The sequence below is a fragment of the Lactiplantibacillus sp. B652 genome, from assembly GCF_023806745.1.
GTDB lineage: Bacteria > Bacillota > Bacilli > Lactobacillales > Lactobacillaceae > Lactiplantibacillus > Lactiplantibacillus pentosus.
The window spans coordinates 190,108-207,781 of sequence record NZ_JAMSKY010000001.1 but is presented as its reverse complement, the minus strand read 5'-3'; the positions used below and the strand labels follow the sequence as shown (position 1 = coordinate 207,781).

The 17,674-nt window shown below is 46.3% G+C and carries 18 protein-coding genes and 1 pseudogene; 13 read left to right on the top strand and 6 right to left on the bottom strand.

Going from position 1 to position 17,674, the window contains the following annotated elements; genetic code table 11:
• Positions 1 to 60: 60 nt before the first annotated feature.
• A complete protein-coding gene (locus MZO40_RS00900) occupies positions 61 to 603 on the bottom strand; it encodes a helix-turn-helix domain-containing protein (protein WP_050337831.1) in 543 nt (180 codons plus the stop codon).
• A 387-nt stretch (positions 604 to 990) separates the two neighbouring features.
• Here MZO40_RS00900 and MZO40_RS00895 point away from each other — a divergent pair, with 387 nt between their 5' ends.
• Complete coding sequence (locus MZO40_RS00895) at positions 991 to 1,206, top strand: hypothetical protein (protein ID WP_133305821.1); 216 nt, start codon at positions 991 to 993, stop codon at positions 1,204 to 1,206.
• A gap of 40 nt (positions 1,207 to 1,246) precedes the next feature.
• On the opposite strand, the gene MZO40_RS00890 is transcribed toward MZO40_RS00895, so the two are convergent.
• Positions 1,247 to 1,714: an ASCH domain-containing protein gene (locus MZO40_RS00890; protein ID WP_003637548.1), complete on the bottom strand. Its 468-nt coding sequence runs from the start codon at positions 1,712 to 1,714 to the stop codon at positions 1,247 to 1,249.
• A gap of 183 nt (positions 1,715 to 1,897) precedes the next feature.
• On the opposite strand from MZO40_RS00890, the pseudogene MZO40_RS00885 reads away from it, so the two are divergent.
• The 6 genes and pseudogenes from MZO40_RS00885 (at position 1,898) to MZO40_RS00860 (ending at position 6,592) form a co-directional block, all read left to right on the top strand.
• Positions 1,898 to 2,384, top strand: a pseudogene (locus MZO40_RS00885) (GNAT family N-acetyltransferase).
• Between the two features lie 2 nt (positions 2,385 to 2,386).
• On the top strand, positions 2,387 to 2,914 hold the full coding sequence (locus MZO40_RS00880; RefSeq protein ID WP_105960798.1) for a GNAT family N-acetyltransferase: 528 nt from the start codon (positions 2,387 to 2,389) through the stop codon (positions 2,912 to 2,914).
• 94 nt (positions 2,915 to 3,008) lie between these two features.
• Positions 3,009 to 3,194 (top strand): hypothetical protein, encoded by a 186-nt coding sequence (locus MZO40_RS00875; protein ID WP_050337827.1) that lies wholly within the window; start codon positions 3,009 to 3,011, stop codon positions 3,192 to 3,194.
• Positions 3,195 to 4,320: 1,126 nt separating this feature from the next.
• A complete protein-coding gene (locus tag MZO40_RS00870; RefSeq protein ID WP_050337826.1) occupies positions 4,321 to 4,677 on the top strand; it encodes a GntR family transcriptional regulator in 357 nt (118 codons plus the stop codon).
• Complete coding sequence (locus tag MZO40_RS00865; protein WP_122217651.1) at positions 4,674 to 5,567, top strand: ATP-binding cassette domain-containing protein; 894 nt, start codon at positions 4,674 to 4,676, stop codon at positions 5,565 to 5,567. Before MZO40_RS00870 ends, MZO40_RS00865 begins: the two co-directional genes overlap by 4 nt.
• Before the next feature lie 11 nt (positions 5,568 to 5,578).
• Complete coding sequence (locus MZO40_RS00860; protein ID WP_050337824.1) at positions 5,579 to 6,592, top strand: hypothetical protein; 1,014 nt, start codon at positions 5,579 to 5,581, stop codon at positions 6,590 to 6,592.
• Between the two features lie 128 nt (positions 6,593 to 6,720).
• On the opposite strand, the gene MZO40_RS00855 is transcribed toward MZO40_RS00860, so the two are convergent.
• Positions 6,721 to 8,091 (bottom strand): aldehyde dehydrogenase family protein, encoded by a 1,371-nt coding sequence (locus MZO40_RS00855; protein WP_122217650.1) that lies wholly within the window; start codon positions 8,089 to 8,091, stop codon positions 6,721 to 6,723.
• A 436-nt stretch (positions 8,092 to 8,527) separates the two neighbouring features.
• Between MZO40_RS00855 and fba the strand changes: the two genes are divergently transcribed.
• Positions 8,528 to 9,391 carry a class II fructose-1,6-bisphosphate aldolase gene (fba, locus tag MZO40_RS00850; RefSeq protein ID WP_003637556.1) on the top strand — a complete coding sequence of 288 codons (864 nt, stop codon included), beginning with the start codon at positions 8,528 to 8,530 and terminating at the stop codon, positions 9,389 to 9,391.
• A 338-nt stretch (positions 9,392 to 9,729) separates the two neighbouring features.
• Here the strand turns inward: fba and MZO40_RS00845 are convergent, their stop codons facing one another.
• The 3 genes from MZO40_RS00845 to MZO40_RS00835 form a co-directional block, all read right to left on the bottom strand.
• Positions 9,730 to 11,046 carry an MFS transporter gene (locus MZO40_RS00845; protein WP_088770162.1) on the bottom strand — a complete coding sequence of 439 codons (1,317 nt, stop codon included), beginning with the start codon at positions 11,044 to 11,046 and terminating at the stop codon, positions 9,730 to 9,732.
• A 205-nt stretch (positions 11,047 to 11,251) separates the two neighbouring features.
• Positions 11,252 to 12,151: an SPFH domain-containing protein gene (locus tag MZO40_RS00840; RefSeq protein ID WP_105961307.1), complete on the bottom strand. Its 900-nt coding sequence runs from the start codon at positions 12,149 to 12,151 to the stop codon at positions 11,252 to 11,254.
• 12 nt (positions 12,152 to 12,163) lie between these two features.
• Entirely contained in the window at positions 12,164 to 12,364 is a 201-nt protein-coding gene (locus MZO40_RS00835) for a hypothetical protein (protein WP_021338181.1), read from the bottom strand.
• A 920-nt stretch (positions 12,365 to 13,284) separates the two neighbouring features.
• Between MZO40_RS00835 and MZO40_RS00830 the strand changes: the two genes are divergently transcribed.
• The 5 genes from MZO40_RS00830 (at position 13,285) to MZO40_RS00810 (ending at position 17,648) form a co-directional block, all read left to right on the top strand.
• Complete coding sequence (locus MZO40_RS00830) at positions 13,285 to 13,530, top strand: hypothetical protein (RefSeq protein ID WP_101872738.1); 246 nt, start codon at positions 13,285 to 13,287, stop codon at positions 13,528 to 13,530.
• A 153-nt stretch (positions 13,531 to 13,683) separates the two neighbouring features.
• The gene (locus tag MZO40_RS00825; protein ID WP_105922179.1) at positions 13,684 to 13,938 is read left to right on the top strand and encodes an AbrB/MazE/SpoVT family DNA-binding domain-containing protein; all 255 of its coding nucleotides are present in this window, start codon (positions 13,684 to 13,686) and stop codon (positions 13,936 to 13,938) included.
• A 264-nt stretch (positions 13,939 to 14,202) separates the two neighbouring features.
• Positions 14,203 to 15,615 carry a C69 family dipeptidase gene (locus MZO40_RS00820; RefSeq protein WP_105922180.1) on the top strand — a complete coding sequence of 471 codons (1,413 nt, stop codon included), beginning with the start codon at positions 14,203 to 14,205 and terminating at the stop codon, positions 15,613 to 15,615.
• 61 nt (positions 15,616 to 15,676) lie between these two features.
• Positions 15,677 to 15,925 (top strand): hypothetical protein, encoded by a 249-nt coding sequence (locus tag MZO40_RS00815; RefSeq protein WP_003637561.1) that lies wholly within the window; start codon positions 15,677 to 15,679, stop codon positions 15,923 to 15,925.
• A 514-nt stretch (positions 15,926 to 16,439) separates the two neighbouring features.
• Positions 16,440 to 17,648, top strand: a complete 1,209-nt coding sequence (locus MZO40_RS00810) for an MFS transporter (RefSeq protein ID WP_105920292.1) — start codon at positions 16,440 to 16,442, stop codon at positions 17,646 to 17,648.
• The last annotated feature ends 26 nt before the right edge of the window (positions 17,649 to 17,674 follow it).

Sequence of the window (17,674 nt, the reverse complement as noted above, 5' to 3'; positions counted from 1 at the left end):
GACCTCCCTAAAACGTGTGCTGGATCGCGCAACGTGGCGCGCCAGTCAGTAGTACTGTGATTATAAGTAGGACGCGGTCGTAACCAAGGTGAACGTGCAGGACGTCGAGCCTGGGTTGCTGATTTGGTGCGTCTTAGTGGCATGAAATGACAAGGTGTCACCCGCCGTAGCGGTATACCGCTGTGTGCCTAATTGTAAACTGAGCGTGCCGGTTTGAACCATGATGAAGGTTTCCGCCGGCGAAGGCTCAAAGGATTTGAAGCGACCATTCGGAACCAGTGTAACGGTGACGGGCTCTAACTGGTTGTCGTTAGAGGCCGGTACAAGCCATTTGACACGGTATCCGAGGGCTTCATCGTCATAAGTCGTCTGTTCATCTGGATGGTAGACGACTTTATGGGTCGGTTGTTCCGTCGCGAAGAAATCAGCGGGGGCACAACCCAGGACTTCAAGAATCGCGAAGAAGGTCTCCATCGAAGGCGATGACTGATCGTGTTCCAATTGCGATATGTAACCTTTACTGAGATCAGTTCGTTCGCCCAGCTCTTCTTGCGTCAGTTGTTTTTGAATCCGCAGATTGCGGATGCGTTGACCAATATCCATGACATTCACCTCGAATCGGTAGTTTTGTTTAACTAAACAATAAGTTTAGCACGAGCTTTAATTATAATGAAAAATGGGGTGGTGGCAAGCCTTTTTTGCGAATTTTAACTTGCTAACTTTTACCACCAAATGACCGCGGCTGAAAAGGCTAATGCGGGTTGGTGTTTGGCGGATGGTGAGCGTTGTTCGGTTAATTAATCAATCCAGTCTTGTGCCACGGTTGCGTACGAGTTGCGCTTCAAACCTAGGAATTAAGGTTGATTGACCAAACTGAGTGAACGGCGGCATGTTAGCGGCTAGCCAGCATCCAGTGGCCAGGTTAGTTCAAGTGACATCATCAGCGTGCTATCGCTAGACGGTGCCAAACCGGTCAGCAGCGTCTCGTCGGTGGACAGTTTAAGTGGGATGTTAGCGACTGGCCAGAACCAAACGACTAGGTGGATTCAAGTTAATGATCGGCGTGCCATCATTAGATTAGTCCAAATCGACCAGCCGAAGCTCGTCATTGGACAGTTTGAAACGAATGTTATCATTTGGCACGGACCATTAAATCTGGCAGCAGTATCGCCCGGCACAGACTACAAACCGCCCAAGCGGCATTAAAAAAGCCCAAGACATCCGTCTCAGGCCGTCATCGTTGTTATTAATCCGCGCGGTAAACGACTTCAAAAACCTCGCTGACCATCGGTGTATCTGATGAAAGGTTTTTGCCGTGTTCTTCTAGCGTTGGGGTGAACTCATCGGTCTTGCGTTTCCGCCAATCGCCGATGCTGCGATCACCTTCGCCTTCATGATAAGCGTGTTCCGCGGAGATACGATAGAATGGAATCAATTCGGAGACTACCGTTTTGATGATTGCGACTGGTTTCATATCACCGTTTAATAACACGTTATAATCGCCGACTTGGGGAATGGCAACTTGTTCCGCTGTAAAAGTGTCCAACGGTGTCGTTGTGGCTGTCTTCGTTCCAGCCAGAATGGCATCAGTCAAAGCCTGAACTTCTTGAGGGTTATTTTGTTGACCAAACCAACGTGTCTGATAAGAGGCCCCTTGTGTGTCGGTCGTTTCATTGTAAGCTTTCCATAATTGTTCTGCTGATTGTGCTGGCATACCTGTCACCTAATTTCGCTTAGAATATTGAATTCGTCATCATGTAACCGAATTCACAATTCAAGTATAGCATGTCGCTTCATAAAACGACACGTTCGACACTGGATTCAATCGGAAAATTAAGTGAGTCAACAATTAAGCAAGATTTGTTATAATGGGCGTACGAATCGGAGGCGAAGATTGATGGAAATTACACCTGTTAAGATGACGGATTTGCCACAAATTATGGCGATTGAAAAAGCGGGTTTTTCGGAAGCCGAAGCCGGCAGTGAAGCTGCCTATCGGGAACGAATCGAGAAGTTGGGCGAGACTTTTTTAGTGGCGCGCGATGATGCGGTCGTATTAGGCTTTATCGTGGGGCCAGCTGTTGGTGCGCGGTACATTCAAGACGAGATGTTTGTCACGACACCGACGAACCTGCCACGTGGCGGTCACCAACTCGTGTTCACGTTGGCGGTCTCACCACTAGCCCGTCATCAACAGATTGGCAGCCAGCTACTGACTTGCCTTAGCTGAGAATGCACAGGCTCATGGTCGAACGAGTATGAGTTTGACCTGCTTGGAACGCTTGGTGCCATTTTATGAACAGAATGGCTTTGTCAATCAGGGGGTCGCTGAGTCAACGCATGCCGGTGAGACTTGGTATAACTTAGAGAAAGTTTGGGATTAAAAATGAAATTAGCAACGTTACAAGCACAATTACCGGATTTTGAAATTCGCCTGCTCACTTTAGCAGACCAGGAAGACTTACTGCGCTTAGAGCAGAGTAACCCGCAGTATCATCAGTATTTTTCACCAGAACCGTTGACCATGACGGAAGTCCAACATGACTTGACCGCCCATCCAGATGAGTTGGCTGCCGCGCAGAAACAAGTCTTTGGCTTCTATCTCGCACATCGGCTGGTCGCAGTCGTGGACTTGTTGAATCAGTACCCACAGGAGCAATTTCTATTTATTGGCTTGCTGATGGTCAACCGGGCATATCAGCGTAAATCAGTCGGTCGCATCATCGTCACCGGCCTGATGCAGGCAGCCCTTGCAAGCAATATCAAAGTGATCCAGCTGACACGGGTGACTGCGGATGAAGGCGTTGCGCGGTTCTGGGAAGGACTGGGCTTTGAAGATGGCAATCAACTCTTCTTACCGTTACGTGCCGGGGGCCGGCTGCCCGTGACGACCATGTCGCGACTGCTCCAATAGAATTCTCATGGAACTCTTAGCGATAAGGCCTAGTAAGCGATATCAGACGTGTTAAACTCGTGGTGACTAATAAATAGAAATGAGGTTAACACAGATGATTAAGCATTGGGGAAAAGCGGACACTGGGATGTTAATTGCATCCGTCTTACTATTAATGGTGATTTTCACGTTTTTCGAAATTACCGCTAGTTTGACAGTCAGTGCGATTGCTTTTCCGATTAGTTTGATTGTGTTGATGGCGATTATGGAATACGCCGCAACGGAACTACGGCGCAAATAAGTGACTCGCAGCTAAATCGCAACCTAAATAAGCGCCCGTACTTGTCATTGACAAGTGCGGGCGCTTTTACTCGTAAAAAAGTTGTTAACGCATTGTGATTGGCTGTTTGTCAGGAGTTGTGGGTAGAATGTGACAGTTCTTAAGTTCAAAAGCAGCCAGCTGAGAATCGCTGGAAAATAGAGCAAGTCTGCGTAAAACTGCAGTGGTGGTGTCGTCCTACGCCGGCTTCCAGGCATTCTGGTCAATGGCCGGAACGTGGTGGACACAGATTTAAGCCGATGACCCGCGTCTTAAATACTGGTCTTTCACTAACCAAGCAAAAAACGCTTGCTAAGTGAAATTTCACCACTGGGCCTTGTCCAGAATACCTTCCAGCCGGGGATGGCATTCGAAAGGCGGACATGTGCTAACTCAACTTTTTACAAACTGTTCCTTGATTTATAGTAAACATTCACTTTGACACTGAACTGTAAGGCTGGTCTCCAGTAATTTATAAATTGGCATACTCGTTTCTTTCATTCGACGAATTGACGGCATCATTTGACATTTTCGTCATGTTTTCTAGTCTACTGAGACGTCAAATTCCTGAGTTCTTCATGAATGGCCGGTCTGTTATTTTTAATGAGTATATTTTTTGCCGGATTTTCCTTGGGTTAGTCAATAACCTGTAGACAATCTTCTCAGTATTTACACACCATAAATCATCGCAGAGACAAACTCAAAGTTTACCTAAGGGTTCAGTTTTCTAATATTCAGTGGTCAATTGTACTCAGATAGGTAGCCGTTCATCTGCCATTCGAACGGCTTCCCGACTGGAAGGGCTGGCTGACAATGCTCAAGGGCGAAATTCTTCTTGTCCGGGTGGGGTTCCCGGGCTAGAAGAAGACTCGTATTTGAAATTGCGCAGTGCACTTCTGCGTGAGTTCAAATCGATGTCCGCCCTGTTCCAGCGTTGTCAGCCGGCCCTGTAAGTCGGACTAGGACGAGCAAACGCTGACGAACAGTAATCCCACACCCCGTTCATTTTCACAGAATATTAAGACTTTCTTACCTTGTCAGTAACTGTACTATGCTGTACTATGTTGTTTAAACAAAGCAGTCGTCGGATTGCAAATGGAGGTGGGCCATGCAAATTGACCATGGGAGCAGGCAGCCGTATTATGCGCAGTTGGTAACTGGAATTGAACAAGATATCGCGCACGGGGTGTTGCAGCCTGGCGAACAGTTGCCATCGGTGCGGGAGATGGCGCGCCAACACTTGCTCAATCCAAATACGGTCAGCAAGGCTTACAAGCAGTTGGAGGCGCAACAGATCATTCAGACGGTTCCAGGTAAGGGGACTTACGTGCAAGCCGCGGATTCGAGCCTATTGCAAGCGGAATTACGCGAACGGTTCACACAAATCGTCAAGCTAGCGTATCAGAGTGGGGTCAGTATCGCTGAACTTCACGACTGGCTGGATAAAACGGGGGAAATGTTATGAGTTTAGTGATTAATCAGTTAAGTAAACAAATCGATCATCACCAGACGTTGGATGAGATTAGTTTTGAAATTGGCTTAGGACAAATCGTCGGCGTGGTCGGTCGTAATGGTGTCGGTAAGACGACGCTGTTTCGGACCATCAACGGTCAGTATCTCAGCGACAAAGGGACCGTCACAGTCGATGGTCAAAACGTGGCAACGCAACCAGCGTCTCGTACGCAGTTGTGCTTCATCGATCCACTGACGAATTTCTTCAAGGGCGCGACGATTAAACAAATTCAGTGGTACTACCAAGCCGCTTATCCGGCCTTTGATAATGCCAAATTTGAGCAATTACTCGACCGTTATCAGTTGACTTCTAAGCAAAAATTACGGCATTTTTCAAAGGGAACCTTTGGCTTATTTACCATTATTCTCAGCGTGGCGACGCAAGCACCATACCTCTTTCTCGATGAACCGCTAGATGGTTTGGACGTCCTGATTCGCAAGAATATTCTGGGCATCTTGATTGATGAAGTCGCAACCGGCGAGCGGTCGATCGTGATTGCGTCGCATAACTTGGTCGAACTAGAAGGCGTGATCGACCGGGCATTGATGTTAAAGCACGGGCAAATCGTCAACGATTATCAGTTGGAATCGATGCGGCATAATGCGCGCAAAGTTCAACTGGTCTACCGTGATAAGCAGATTCCAGCGGTGATCAAGCAGCTGGGACACATCGTCCACGTGTCGGGACGGGTGATCGTCGTTGTTTTCGAGAATTTCGACGAAGCGCTCCAGACGCAATTGGCCGCGACTGAGCCAGTCTTTCAAGAAGAGTTACCACTCTCATTGGCTGACTTGTTCATGGCGAATTTGACGGACGAAGCGGATTTTGAATTATTATCTTAGGGGGCGGGGATATGACCAAACGAACATTATGGCAGTTGTTGTGGCGGCACTATCGCGTCATTGTATTGACAGGAATAGTGGCCTTATTGCTGGCTGGTATTAAGGAAGGTTATAGTATCGTGCAGCGTCCGTCCTTATACATTGCGGTGAATGAGACCAGTTTTACATTGACCAGTGCGAACGGTATTCGAATGGGGCTGGTCGTCAGTATTTTAGTCAGCCTAGTCATAGGCGTCGTGCTATTTTTGAATGATAATTTTACAAACTTTGATCAGTATTTATTTAGCTTGCCGGTTCCGCGGCGCCAGATCTATCGCCGCAAAATCGGACTCCTGATTGGGACGGTGGTGAGTGCGTACGTCTTGGCCGAAGCGATTTATGGCCTGATTACTTGGCGGGTGCTGGTCAATCGGCATGTTGGGGTGAACTGGGTTGGCTCGATCTATGAGGAAGTTGAAATTCTAGCACTAATTATCACGCTAAGCCTAGTCGCGGCCACGTTTGGCTTGTGGGTCGGCCGCGTCTTTGCAAGTGCCCTGGCGACGTTCGTCTTCACTTGCAGTCTGCCGTTTGCCTACGATGGCTTGATCAACATTGTGGCTGGAGTGACTGGTCAGACTTATCGCCAAGCGGATATTTTAGGGACGTTGTCGAGTCAGCACCCCAGCGGTCTGTTAATTGTCCTGGTGATTTGTGGCGTCATTAGTGGAGGTCTCTACTGGCTCAACCAATGGGCGTTTGACCACTTATCATTAGAAAATGGGCAGGACTTTTTCCGTTTCCCACAATTGCGCGGCGCTGTTCTGAGTTTTTCAATCGGCTATTTGATTATTGCCATCAGCTGCTCGCAATTCGGTGCTGGGATTGTTGGCTTACTGACCGACCATTATAAACCGCAATTACCGCTAGTTACTTTTATTCTATTGACGATTGCGGTCGCTTACCTCACTTGGAGTCTGGGTCGTTGGTTCTTATATCGACCGGACCGGTTCCGGGATGCTTGGACGTTCAAGAAGCTGGCGTAACAATTGAATCAGTTTGAACCTAAAACGTGCCCACTGAAGTGAAATGACTTCGGTGGGCACGTTTATTAGCGGCAGTTTGAATTCTCTTGGGTCTATTATCAGTGACCTGAATGAGTTATCTTATGAAGTTAGCGAATTTTATCCAAACGCTTGGCGACGGTCTTGATATTGAGCAAGTCCCAGTCTTCCAAGTTATGTGAAATCGAGTTATGACCCCATGTCCCGCAACCGAGTGTTAGGGAAGGCGCCACGTTGTCGTACTTGTAACCAATCGCCCCTTGTGAGGATGGGACGTTGATTAACGCCCGGCAAGCGGTCATTTCCAAGGCAAACTTGTTCATGACGGCTTCGTCAGTCGTGTGCAAGGCGGCCGTGTGACCCAAGCCACCCAGTGACAGACTGCGTTTCATCAAGTTGAAGCCCGTCTCAGTATCTTTGGCATGTACGACCGCGAGTACTGGCGATAACTTCTCACGTGATAAGACTTGGTCGCCACCGATGCTAGGTAGTTCAACGGCTAAGACCTTGGTGTCGGTAGGAACGTCGAAACCGGCCCATTGTGCGATCTGCCATGGCGTTTGTCCAGCAACCTTTGGATCAACGGCCTGCTTGTCGAGGTTCATGACGGTTGCTTCTAAGGCCTTAAAATTGTCAGGGCCAACGAAATAGACGCCCTGTTGACTGAGTTCGGTCTTGACCTGGTCATAAATCTGGTCGGCCACGATAAGGTTCGATTCGGACGCACAAATCATGCCGTTATCAAACGACTTGGACGTGACGACATCACTAACGGCTTGATGCACGTCAGCGGTCTGTTCGATAAAGCAGGGCACATTGCCGGGACCAACGCCGAGCGCAGGCTTGCCGGTGGAGTACGCCGTTTTGACCATGCCGGCACCCCCGGTTGCAATAATCGTTGCCACACCAGGGTGGTTCATTAAGGTGTTAGTTGCTTCCAGACTAGGTGTTTTGATCCATTGAATCCAATCTTTGGGTGCACCCGCGGCAACCGCAGCGTCACGGATGATTTTGCCAGTTTCGACACATGATTTTTGCGCAAACGGGTGGAAACCGAAGATAATCGGATTACGAGTCTTTAAGGCCAGCATCGCGTTGAAGATGACGGTCGACGTGGGATTAGTGACTGGCGTAACACCGGCGATAATACCGACTGGCTCAGCCACTTTCATGACGCCACTGACCGGATCGTCGTTAATGATGCCAACGGTCTTGTCATCCTTGATGTAATCGTAAATGTGTTTGGCTGCGAAATCATTCTTGGCGACCTTATCGCGATAATTTCCCCGTCCGGTCTCCTCAACTGCCATGGCAGCTAACATGCCACGAGCTGCGTGGGCTGCGCGAGCCATGGCGGCCACGGCTTGGTCAACTTGTTCTTGGTTCATCACTTCTAGCCGAGTGGCGGCTAACGAGGCGTTCAAGACTAACCGATCAATCGATTGTGACACGGTGGTGTGTTCATCAATTTCTTTCAACATTAACGGTTCCCCCTATGCAAAAACCAATTTGTTATTTCTTTCACAACCATTATTATAAAACCTTTTTCACAAATGTAAATAGCTGATTTGATATTTCATAATTTAGTCTTTAATTGTTAATATTGCTGTGTTTAAGGCGTTTTATAATGTAAATAAGTTGGCTGCTTACATTTTATAATCATTAATGGTTGTTATTTCTGTCACAAAATCCTAAACCTTGATTTTATAGCTAATTTTGACAGGAATTCCGACATTGGGAAATGATTTAAAAATCGATGGAAGGGTTTACAATTCGATAGGTATCAAAAAGACGGCAAATTACCGGCAATCGTTGGTTAAGAAATATGCCAAATCGGTTATCACTCCTATCTAAAATGTGCTAAAATGAATGTGATTCAAAAATCGTATCTCTTAATTAACCTAGGAGGGTTATTTTATGTCATTTGTAAATGCTGTTGATATGACACAAGACGCATACAAGAACCATTATGCTATTGGTGCGTTCAACACAAACAACCTTGAATGGACTCGTTGCATCTTGAAGGGTGCTCAAGACACTAACACCCCAGTTATTATCCAAGTTTCAATGGGTGCTGCTAAGTACATGGGTGGCTACAAGCTCGTTATGGACTTAGTTGCTGATGAAATGGAAAGCATGAACATCACTGTTCCTGTTGTTATGCACTTAGACCACGGTAACTACGAAGCTGCCAAGGAATGTATCGAAGTTGGTTACTCATCAGTTATGTTTGATGGCCATGACTTACCATTTGCCGAAAACTTAGAAAAGACTAAGGAAATCGTCAAATTAGCTCATGCTAAGGGCATCTCTGTTGAAGCCGAAGTTGGTTCAATTGGTGGTGAAGAAGACGGTATCATCGGTGAAGGTGAATTAGCTGATGTTGAAGAAGCTAAGACTTTAGCTGACACTGGTATCGACATCTTAGCCGCTGGGATTGGTAACATCCACGGCAAGTACCCAGAAAACTGGACTGGCTTACACTTCGATCGTCTTCAAGAAATCTCAGAAGCCGTTAAGATGCCATTGGTACTTCACGGTGGTTCTGGTATTCCTAAGGACCAAATCGTTAAGGCTGTTGAATTGGGTATTAGCAAGGTTAACGTTAACACCGAAAACCAAGTTGCTTTTGCCAATGCAACTCGTGCTTACATCGAATCTGGCGCAGACCAAATCGGTAAAGGCTACGATCCTCGTAAGTTATTGGCACCTGGTAAGAAAGCCATCGTTGATGTTGTTACATCACGTATTGGCTGGTTCAAGACTCCAGCTGTTAAATAATTGGATTTTTGATTCAGAAAAAGTCGACTCTTCGGAGCCGGCTTTTTTCATGCGTTTTTTTGGGGTTGGTATGGTGCAGAACAACAAAATTTGTATTCTGATAAAGCAGTTAGATAATGTTGGTGTTTAAGACGTGGGTTTCCGGCCATTGCCCAGAATGCCTGGAAGCCGGAGCAGGACGAATCCATGACTGCAGTGTTACGTTAATTCGCTCTGTTTCCAGCGTTTCTAAGCTGGTTGATTTTGAACTTAAGAACTAGCACACTGTTTGAAAACCACTCAACCAAAAACATGAGGTCCGCAACCCAACCAGGTGGATGCGGACCTCATGTTTTTAGTTATGCGTCAATTGCGTCTTGTAATTGGCGTTCATTATAGAAAATCAAAACGAGGAACATGATGACGTAGAGTAACAACGGGAGCCAAGCGTAGTTCAATGTAATCATGTGTTGCGTGGCGATGTTTTGCGCGTGGTTGGCGGTGTAGCCGCTCAGATGAAAGAGACCGGCAGTAACTAAGCCGCCCAGACCTAAGCCGACGTTTACGCCAAAGTCATCGGTAGAGGCTAAGATACCTTCCGCTTGAATGCCTAAGGCGGTACCGTAACGAATCGTGTCGGCAATCATGATGGAGACTAGCCCAATAATGAGCCCGTTACCCACGGCATTGATGAGGGTGCCACCGAAGACGAGCGTCAACTGATTGATGGCTGTTCCGAGTCCGAGAATGAGTTGGCCCACAGCCGCAATCGCGATACCGGCCAACATGGTATTCTTCTTGCCGTGGTGGTTCGCGAGTCGAACGATCAGAATCACGCCAATCAGTGACGCAAACGTGAAGCCGTTAACGACTGGAACCAAGTCTTCACGTTGAATCAGGTATTTGAAGTAGTAAATGGTCGTCTGGTTTTTGATTGCAGTCGTTAGCCAATAGAGCAAAATAACGCTCGATAAAATAAACCAGGGTTGATTTTGTTTGAGCATGCCCCAGACCGCGCTGAGTGATTGATGTGGGCGCTCTGGCTGACTAAAGCGTTCTTTAACTTGGAAGAACGTGTTCAGTATCAGCACTAATGAAATGATGCCGAATAAGACGATGGTGAGTAAAAAGCCCCGTTGCTGGTTGCCCTGACCGAATAATGCCACTAGCGGTAAGGTAAAGACGGCAACGATAATCTGGACACTACTGCCGAAAAATTGACGAATCACGCCGAGTAGCGTCAATTCACGCTCGTTTTTCGAGAGTGCCGGTAAAATGGATGTGATCGGTAAGTTAACGGCAGTATAAAAGAAGCCTAAGCCGAGGTAGGTGACATACGCCCACACGAGTTTACCAGTCGCACCAAAGTCAGGGGTGACGAAGGTCAGGACTGCAAACAGGACGTAGGGTAATGCGTACCATAAGAAAAATGGGCGACTTTTACCGAAGCGCGAATGGGTATGGTCAATCATGACACCGATAATCAGACTTTCGACGACATCGGCCAAGCGCGCAACGACAAATAAAATCGCGGCGGCACTAGTCGAAAGTCCGTAGACATCCGTGTAGAAGAATAGTAAGTAAGTGGTCATCATCTGAAAGACTAAGTTATCCGCGGCATCGCTAAGCCCGTAACTAATCCGCTCTGGCCAAGCAGTTTGCCAAGGTTGATTCAATATTAACACCTCTAAGTATGGTTTTGCACAACCTAATTCTAACCTAATTGACCGACGAAACCTAACGGAAAGGTTTACAAAAATGATAATAACCAGTTTGACGAAGCATGGTGGTGATGCTAATCGTTTGATAAGTCAAAAAAATCCTCAAGTGGCAGCACGCCATTTGAGGACTTCTAAGTTAAACAGGTGATAAAAAATTCAATTACTTCGTGGATTTACCGACTTTGGTGAGTGCGGGAATCAAGCCTAAGCTATCTAAAGTCTGGTTTGGTAAGACGACCGTGTTAGTGGAACCGTCCGCTAAGGCTTTGACGGCCTCGGTGTTTTGGAAGATGAAGTAGTTTTCTGACGACTGGGCCAGGGCTTCATTCAAAATGCGGGTCCGATAAGCATCGGCGTCGGCCTCAGTCTGGACCGCGGTGGCCTTCGCTTTAGCGCTGTTCACCAGTGCTTCGTTTTGCGCCTTGTTCGTCGCTAATAACGCGCGGTTGTTGGCTTCGTTTTCCAGCGTGATCGACTTACTCTTCCCTTCAGCGGTGGCGATGGTCGCGTCCCGTTCCCGGGTGGCTTGCAACAGCTTGTTCATTGAAGCTTGAATGTCAGCGGAGGGGTTGACGGAATCGATGTTGACCCGGTCAACGTTCAGCCCATAACCGGCAGTCACGGATGAGATTTCTTTGAACAGGGCAGCGTTGATTTCCTGCGTCCCATTCAAAACCTCGTTTAATTCTTTGTTCCCAATGATCCCCCGCAATGCAGCCCGCGTATCTTGAATCATACTGCGGACCGAGTCTTCGTTTTTGAAGACGAAATCTTCAATATTAGTGACGTGGTATTTGAGTGAGATTTTGACCGAGATTTCGGCGTTATCCTTCGTAATCACGACTTGTTGATTCAGGTCGACCGGCGTTTGCGCGGTGTTGACGGTGATGATGCGTGAAATGAATGGCTTGATGAAGTGGAAGCCAGAACTGAGTACCCGCTCGAATTTACCGAAAGTCAAAACGACCCCTTGATTAGGTTGCGTAATGATGCGGATGGATGCGGCGAGAATCAGGATGACTAAGCAAATGATGATGATTGCAACGATGATGCCTACCATAATAAAATCCCCCTATTGTTGTGGCGCGACGATCGTTACCGTTAAGCCGTGCGCGCTGACCGCCGTTATTTCAACGGTATCGCCAGCGTGAAGTGGCGTTGCGGCGTGCAAATGGTAAAAGATGCCATAGAATGCGACGCCATCGGTTAAATCGGTCGGTTTGAGAATGAAGCGCTGGCCGATTAAGCGCTGATCTAAGTATCCCTCTTGCATAGATGACCCACCTTTAATGTGATGATAATTAAATTATAAGCTGTTTTCAGTGAGATTGATAGGGGTGCGACTTTTAATCCCCCAGCGAACAGTGCGACGCTAGGCCGTGTTACTTCGGCTGATGCGAGAAATAATACGCGACATACTAATGAAAAAGGTGTCTCGCGGCAAGCTGCCAATCAAGGCCACCTATTATGGCCGCACTGTGATTTGGGCACAAAAAAACCTTCGTACGGGAATACGAAGGTCAAAAGGAGTAGGTCAGCATACGACGGGGAATCATATGCTGATAACTTGATGAGCGTTTATTCATATAAGCGGGGGGACGTTCACATGCCGCTCACCAAGCTGTCAAAGTTGTTACGCTTTGACGGATTTCATTACTTTGGAGGAGTAAATGAAAAGAATGTTAATTATTATAGTAGCAATCTTGGAGGGGGATCCTTAATTGCTATGAGTACATCATAACAACGAATTGTGAAGAAAATGTGATGACGATTTTTCAAATTTAAGAATTATTGATTAGATTACGAAAAGATTTATGGAATACGATAACTAATATGGTTCTTTTTGACGTGGATTATTATGGCAATCGATGGGGGTAAATGCAGTCGTGGTGCTGATTATGGCGAGTTGTGTCGGCCACTTAGCGTTAGTCACATTAATTTGTACAAACAAATTTACGAAATTAAATTGGACTGGCAAATAATTATCAGTATGGCGACTTGTGACTAACGTAATCGTTGAAAAAGTCGTGGACGGGAGATTTTTCTCGCAATTTAGGACAAAATCAGGTGTAATAGTGGTGGTCATTTGAAGTGGGATGAGCTGCAATGCTTGGCGTCTTGGCAGGCTTGGACGTTTGGCTCACTCAGATTGAAGCACAGTGTCATGCAGCAGTGATAGAAAGGTGATAACGAATGAGTAAATTGTTGATGTGGGCGAAAGCGCTCAGCAGATGGATTCTGACGACGATCATTGCCTTCGTGCAGCGATTAACAGGACGTTTTAAAGGGCATCGGGAACCAGCCAATACGGTTGAGCCCAGTGGCCGGCCAAATATTTTTAGTGACCCAGATTGGCAGAATTATGATTACCAGCACGATATGGCAACCGACCCGGAATTACAGCCGCTCAGCCCAGTCGGTCGTGAACACCTAGAATGATGGCCGTTAAACGGATGACTACTTTGAATGTCGATGACTTTTTATAAAATAGTGAGACAAATTAGTTATAAAAACGGTCAAAATATGGTAAAACTAAAGCATTCAGATTTTCTGAGTATTAACCGGTCATCGTTCAATGGAAGGTGAGGTCGCATGAAAGACAGCAAAGTAATTAAAGTAGATGATGGATTAGCCGTGACCATTCCAGCTGAAATGGCGAAACGGTTGCAGTTAACTGCTGGCAGTCAAGTTGAATTGGAACTGACAGCAGATAATAAATTAGCGCTCACGCGGGCTGAAGAGCCGATAAAGAAAATGTCTGATTCCGAGTTCTGGGCAGCGGTGGCGTATGCTAAAAAGAAGTATGCCAAAACGCTTCAAATGTTGGCAGAAAGTGATCGACAGTGATGGGTATGGCGTTGCAAGCTGAAGCAAGTCATTGATGATAACGAGGTAGGAAACTCAGCCTGCCTCGTTATTTTTTTACTTCAACAAACAAGTATGGCGCCTAAATATTTCGGTACACTAAGCGGCCTGGCCCCAGCAACCACCACCAGACCTTAAAATCCAGTCAAATTTAGTTGTCAGCGCTTCCGCAATGGTGGTTTTTTCGCGCAGAGCGTGTATCATTGGTATTGATAATCGATAATAAAAGACAGGAGAGATATGCTGATGTACGAACAAGCTTGTACCACCATTTTAGTCGGGAAAAAGGCCTCAGTTGACGGATCAACGATGATTGCCCGTAACGATGATACGTTTATGCCGATTACCCCGCAAAAGTTCATTGTTCACCCCGCCGTTCACGGTCGCCACGAGACGTTAACGTCCGGTAAGAACGGCTTTACTGCGCCACTTCCAGCGGATGGCTACCGTTATCAAGCGGTACCTAATATTGAAGTTGCAGAAAAAGGGGTCTTTGAAGAAAACGGGTTTAATGAGAAAAACGTGGGGGTATCGGCAACTGAAAGCGTCTACGGAAATGAACATACGTTGACCTTCGACCCCTTTGTTCCCAATGGCTTAGCGGAAGATTCCCTCCCAACGATGGTTACGCCATTCATCGATTCAGCGCGAGGCGGGGTCGAATATTTGGGCCAGTTAATTGCCAAGTATGGCTCACCAGAAGGTAACGGCGTCTTGTTCAATGATAAAGACGACGTGTGGTATATGGAAATTGTGACTGGTCATCATTGGGTCGCACAACGGATTCCGGACGATGCTTACGCTGTCGCTGCCAATCAAGTGGCGATTCAGTGGGTGGATTTCGATGATCCTGATAACTTCATGTGGTCAGACGGTATTCAAGAATTTGTCGAAGAACACCATTTGAATCCTGATAAGGAAGGTTTCAATTTCCGGCATATTTTTGGGACCGATAATGAAAAGGATCGGCACTACAATACGCCACGGGTCTGGTATGGTCAACGGTACTTCAATCCTGAAATCGAACAGGATCCACAATCGAGTGAACTCCCATTTATTTGTCATGCTGCTAAGAAAATCTCAGTGGCGGATGTCGAATTCGTGCTGGGGTCTCACTACAACGAGACGAAGTATGATCCGTTCTTAAATACGCCAGAAGCGAAGAAGTTCCGGCCAATTTCAATGAATCGGACCCAAAATTCGCACGTGATGCAGATTCGTAACGATGTCCCTGAAGAACAAAGCGCCATTATGTGGATGACCTTTGGGGTACCCGCGTTTGCGCCGTATCTTCCATTCCATGCCAACGTGACTGAAACTGACCCGAGCTTCGCTAATACACCGTTGAAGCACGATATGAAGAGTGCTTACTGGTTGTATCGGACGTTGTCAATGATCGTTGAATCACACTACGCTGACTTTGTTCAAGATGACATCGACTATTTGAAGGAATGCCGTATCGAACTAGGTCAATTTGTCGCTGAAACGGATAAGCAGGCTGCTAAGTTGTCTGGAGAAGAATTGACGGCCTTCTTAACGGAACAAGACAAAGTGATGGTCGCTAAGATGCGTGACAAGGCCCAAGCTTTGATTGGACAGCTGGTCACGAAGGGGTTGACGCTATCCAAATTAACTTATAACGTCGACATCAATCTTTAAACTTTCTTTGGCATGGTGCCAGCGTGTATAATTAAGATACTCAGAAAGGGGCTGACGGTATATGGATGAAAATGTCTTATTTAATCCCGGCGACGCAATTTCAGAATCCCACGATTACAATGAAGCGCTGCGTAGCGCGGACATTTATAATGCCCGCCATGGTCGTAAACGCGGCCTAATGATTGCGCGACCACTAGAACAGGACCACGGCTATTCAGTGTTTTATGCGGATGATCTCCTTTCAGCGGATACGCCACGACCAGAGGCACGGCAATATCATGTTGAAAAACGGATTCCTAAAGAAGAATAAGCAGGGCATCACAGTAAGTTAACTGTGAAATGTTAATCACAACCAGGATGGGTCATCATACGATGGCAGGTCCTGGTTGTTTTTTTGCGCTAATTAACTTGAATTTTGACGTGTTGGCTAAAAGAATTGGGACAATAATGTGTGTTGAAATGACCGGCAAACTGTTGTCACTTGGTTACCGGGTGTGCACTTACTTTGCGGCTAATACCTACTAACCTGACCGCTATGATAAGTAGATGTGCGGGCAAATGATAAGAAAAATTGCAATTAGATTAAAATATTATTTGATTATGATGTGTTTAGTGCTATTATAATCACATCTAACGCTAAAAGGAGTGGTGTACAAGCAGGCTCTTTATTTGAGAGTCTGAACTTTCAGAATAGCATCAGCGGATTGACCTGATTCTTGGTGTGGGGGCCTCAGTAATTATGAAAGTCACGCGTTGGTAACGTGCTTTTCTGAGGATTTTCGTTATCGGATTTAGTAGGTCATCTTAGAAAGGAGGACGACTAAATGAGCAACAAAAGAATTATCCTAGTTAGTCAGTTTATCAATAATTTTGGCACGGCATTTTCCCGAATTGCCTTAATTATCTTAGTCACGACTTGGTACAAGAATGCGATCTACGTCGGAATTTACTCGTTCTTCTTGTTTATTCCGCAAGTGGTCCTTGCAACGCCGATTGGTTATCTGATTGACTCGAGGCGTGATGAAAAACGTTTATTGCTGGTCTCTAGCTTCTTAGCGGCCCTGGCAATTCTGTGTGTGGCCGCCATGGACTATTTCCAAGTGCATTCATTCGTCTTATTGGTCGCGTTGGCGGTGGTGTATTCAGTGATTTCTGACATCTATGCGCCATGTATTACTAAGGTGACCGTGTATTTATTTGATAAGTCAGACTTTAATGATATCAATGCGTCAATCAGTGGTGCCATGACTGCCGCTAATCTTTTCTCGGGAATCATCGTCACCTATTTCATCAGCTTTTTACCATTTACAGCATTGTTTTTGTTTGATTTTGTCTCGTACATAGTAGTGATGGTGCTGTTGATGTTTTTACATATCCCACCCACCAACACGGCTATGGATGGCGTTGCAGCAACTGCAGCCCAATCTACCTCAATGTGGAATAGTTTTAAGATCGTTAAAGATTTTTTGTCGATGTTTCCTTATATCGTTCCCGTCTATTTTTCAGCAATCCTGTTTAATATTTTACTGGCGCCGATGAATGTTTATTTAACCCAAGTGGCCTATCAGATTTTTGACAATGCCAAAACGACTGGGCTACTGGAATCATTTTATTCGCTGGGCTTCTTAATTGGGTCGTTAACGTATAAGTTCCTGTGCACCAAATTCCCGATGAGTCGCTTGATTCAAACGTCGTTGCTGTTAGTGCCAGTCACCTTGGCTATCTTCGGGAGTGCCCATTCGTTACCAGTGGCGTTACTGGGGCTAGCTGGATTGGGAATCGTCATTCCGTTCTTCAATATTTCATCGAAGACAATTATTCAAAATAAGGTGCCACAAGCGAAATTAGGGGTTATTTTTAACAGCTACTTTGCGCTGATGAACTTGTCACAGCCAATTGGGCTACTAGGGATTCCCGTGTTGATTGGCGTGTTCGGGGTGACTAGTGTCTTGCTGGTCGGCGGCGCATTTTACTTGATTGCGGCAATCATGCTGGTTCTGTTCAATCAGATTTCTGTGGAACTGAATGAATAACTAATTACTATGTGGCACGAGGTTGG

Bases quoted from the DNA above. Each gene is read 5' to 3' on its own strand.
- MZO40_RS00900 (WP_050337831.1), bottom strand. From the start codon at position 603: ATGGATATTGGTCAACGCATCCGCAATCTGCGGATTCAAAAACAACTG.
- MZO40_RS00890 (WP_003637548.1), bottom strand. From the start codon at position 1,714: ATGCCAGCACAATCAGCAGAACAATTATGGAAAGCTTACAATGAAACG.
- MZO40_RS00880 (WP_105960798.1), top strand. From the start codon at position 2,387: ATGAAATTAGCAACGTTACAAGCACAATTACCGGATTTTGAAATTCGC.
- MZO40_RS00875 (WP_050337827.1), top strand. From the start codon at position 3,009: ATGATTAAGCATTGGGGAAAAGCGGACACTGGGATGTTAATTGCATCC.
- MZO40_RS00870 (WP_050337826.1), top strand. From the start codon at position 4,321: ATGCAAATTGACCATGGGAGCAGGCAGCCGTATTATGCGCAGTTGGTA.
- MZO40_RS00865 (WP_122217651.1), top strand. From the start codon at position 4,674: ATGAGTTTAGTGATTAATCAGTTAAGTAAACAAATCGATCATCACCAG.
- MZO40_RS00860 (WP_050337824.1), top strand. From the start codon at position 5,579: ATGACCAAACGAACATTATGGCAGTTGTTGTGGCGGCACTATCGCGTC.
- MZO40_RS00855 (WP_122217650.1), bottom strand. From the start codon at position 8,091: ATGTTGAAAGAAATTGATGAACACACCACCGTGTCACAATCGATTGAT.
- fba (WP_003637556.1), top strand. From the start codon at position 8,528: ATGTCATTTGTAAATGCTGTTGATATGACACAAGACGCATACAAGAAC.
- MZO40_RS00840 (WP_105961307.1), bottom strand. From the start codon at position 12,151: ATGGTAGGCATCATCGTTGCAATCATCATCATTTGCTTAGTCATCCTG.
- MZO40_RS00835 (WP_021338181.1), bottom strand. From the start codon at position 12,364: ATGCAAGAGGGATACTTAGATCAGCGCTTAATCGGCCAGCGCTTCATT.
- MZO40_RS00830 (WP_101872738.1), top strand. From the start codon at position 13,285: ATGAGTAAATTGTTGATGTGGGCGAAAGCGCTCAGCAGATGGATTCTG.
- MZO40_RS00825 (WP_105922179.1), top strand. From the start codon at position 13,684: ATGAAAGACAGCAAAGTAATTAAAGTAGATGATGGATTAGCCGTGACC.
- MZO40_RS00820 (WP_105922180.1), top strand. From the start codon at position 14,203: ATGTACGAACAAGCTTGTACCACCATTTTAGTCGGGAAAAAGGCCTCA.
- MZO40_RS00815 (WP_003637561.1), top strand. From the start codon at position 15,677: ATGGATGAAAATGTCTTATTTAATCCCGGCGACGCAATTTCAGAATCC.
- MZO40_RS00810 (WP_105920292.1), top strand. From the start codon at position 16,440: ATGAGCAACAAAAGAATTATCCTAGTTAGTCAGTTTATCAATAATTTT.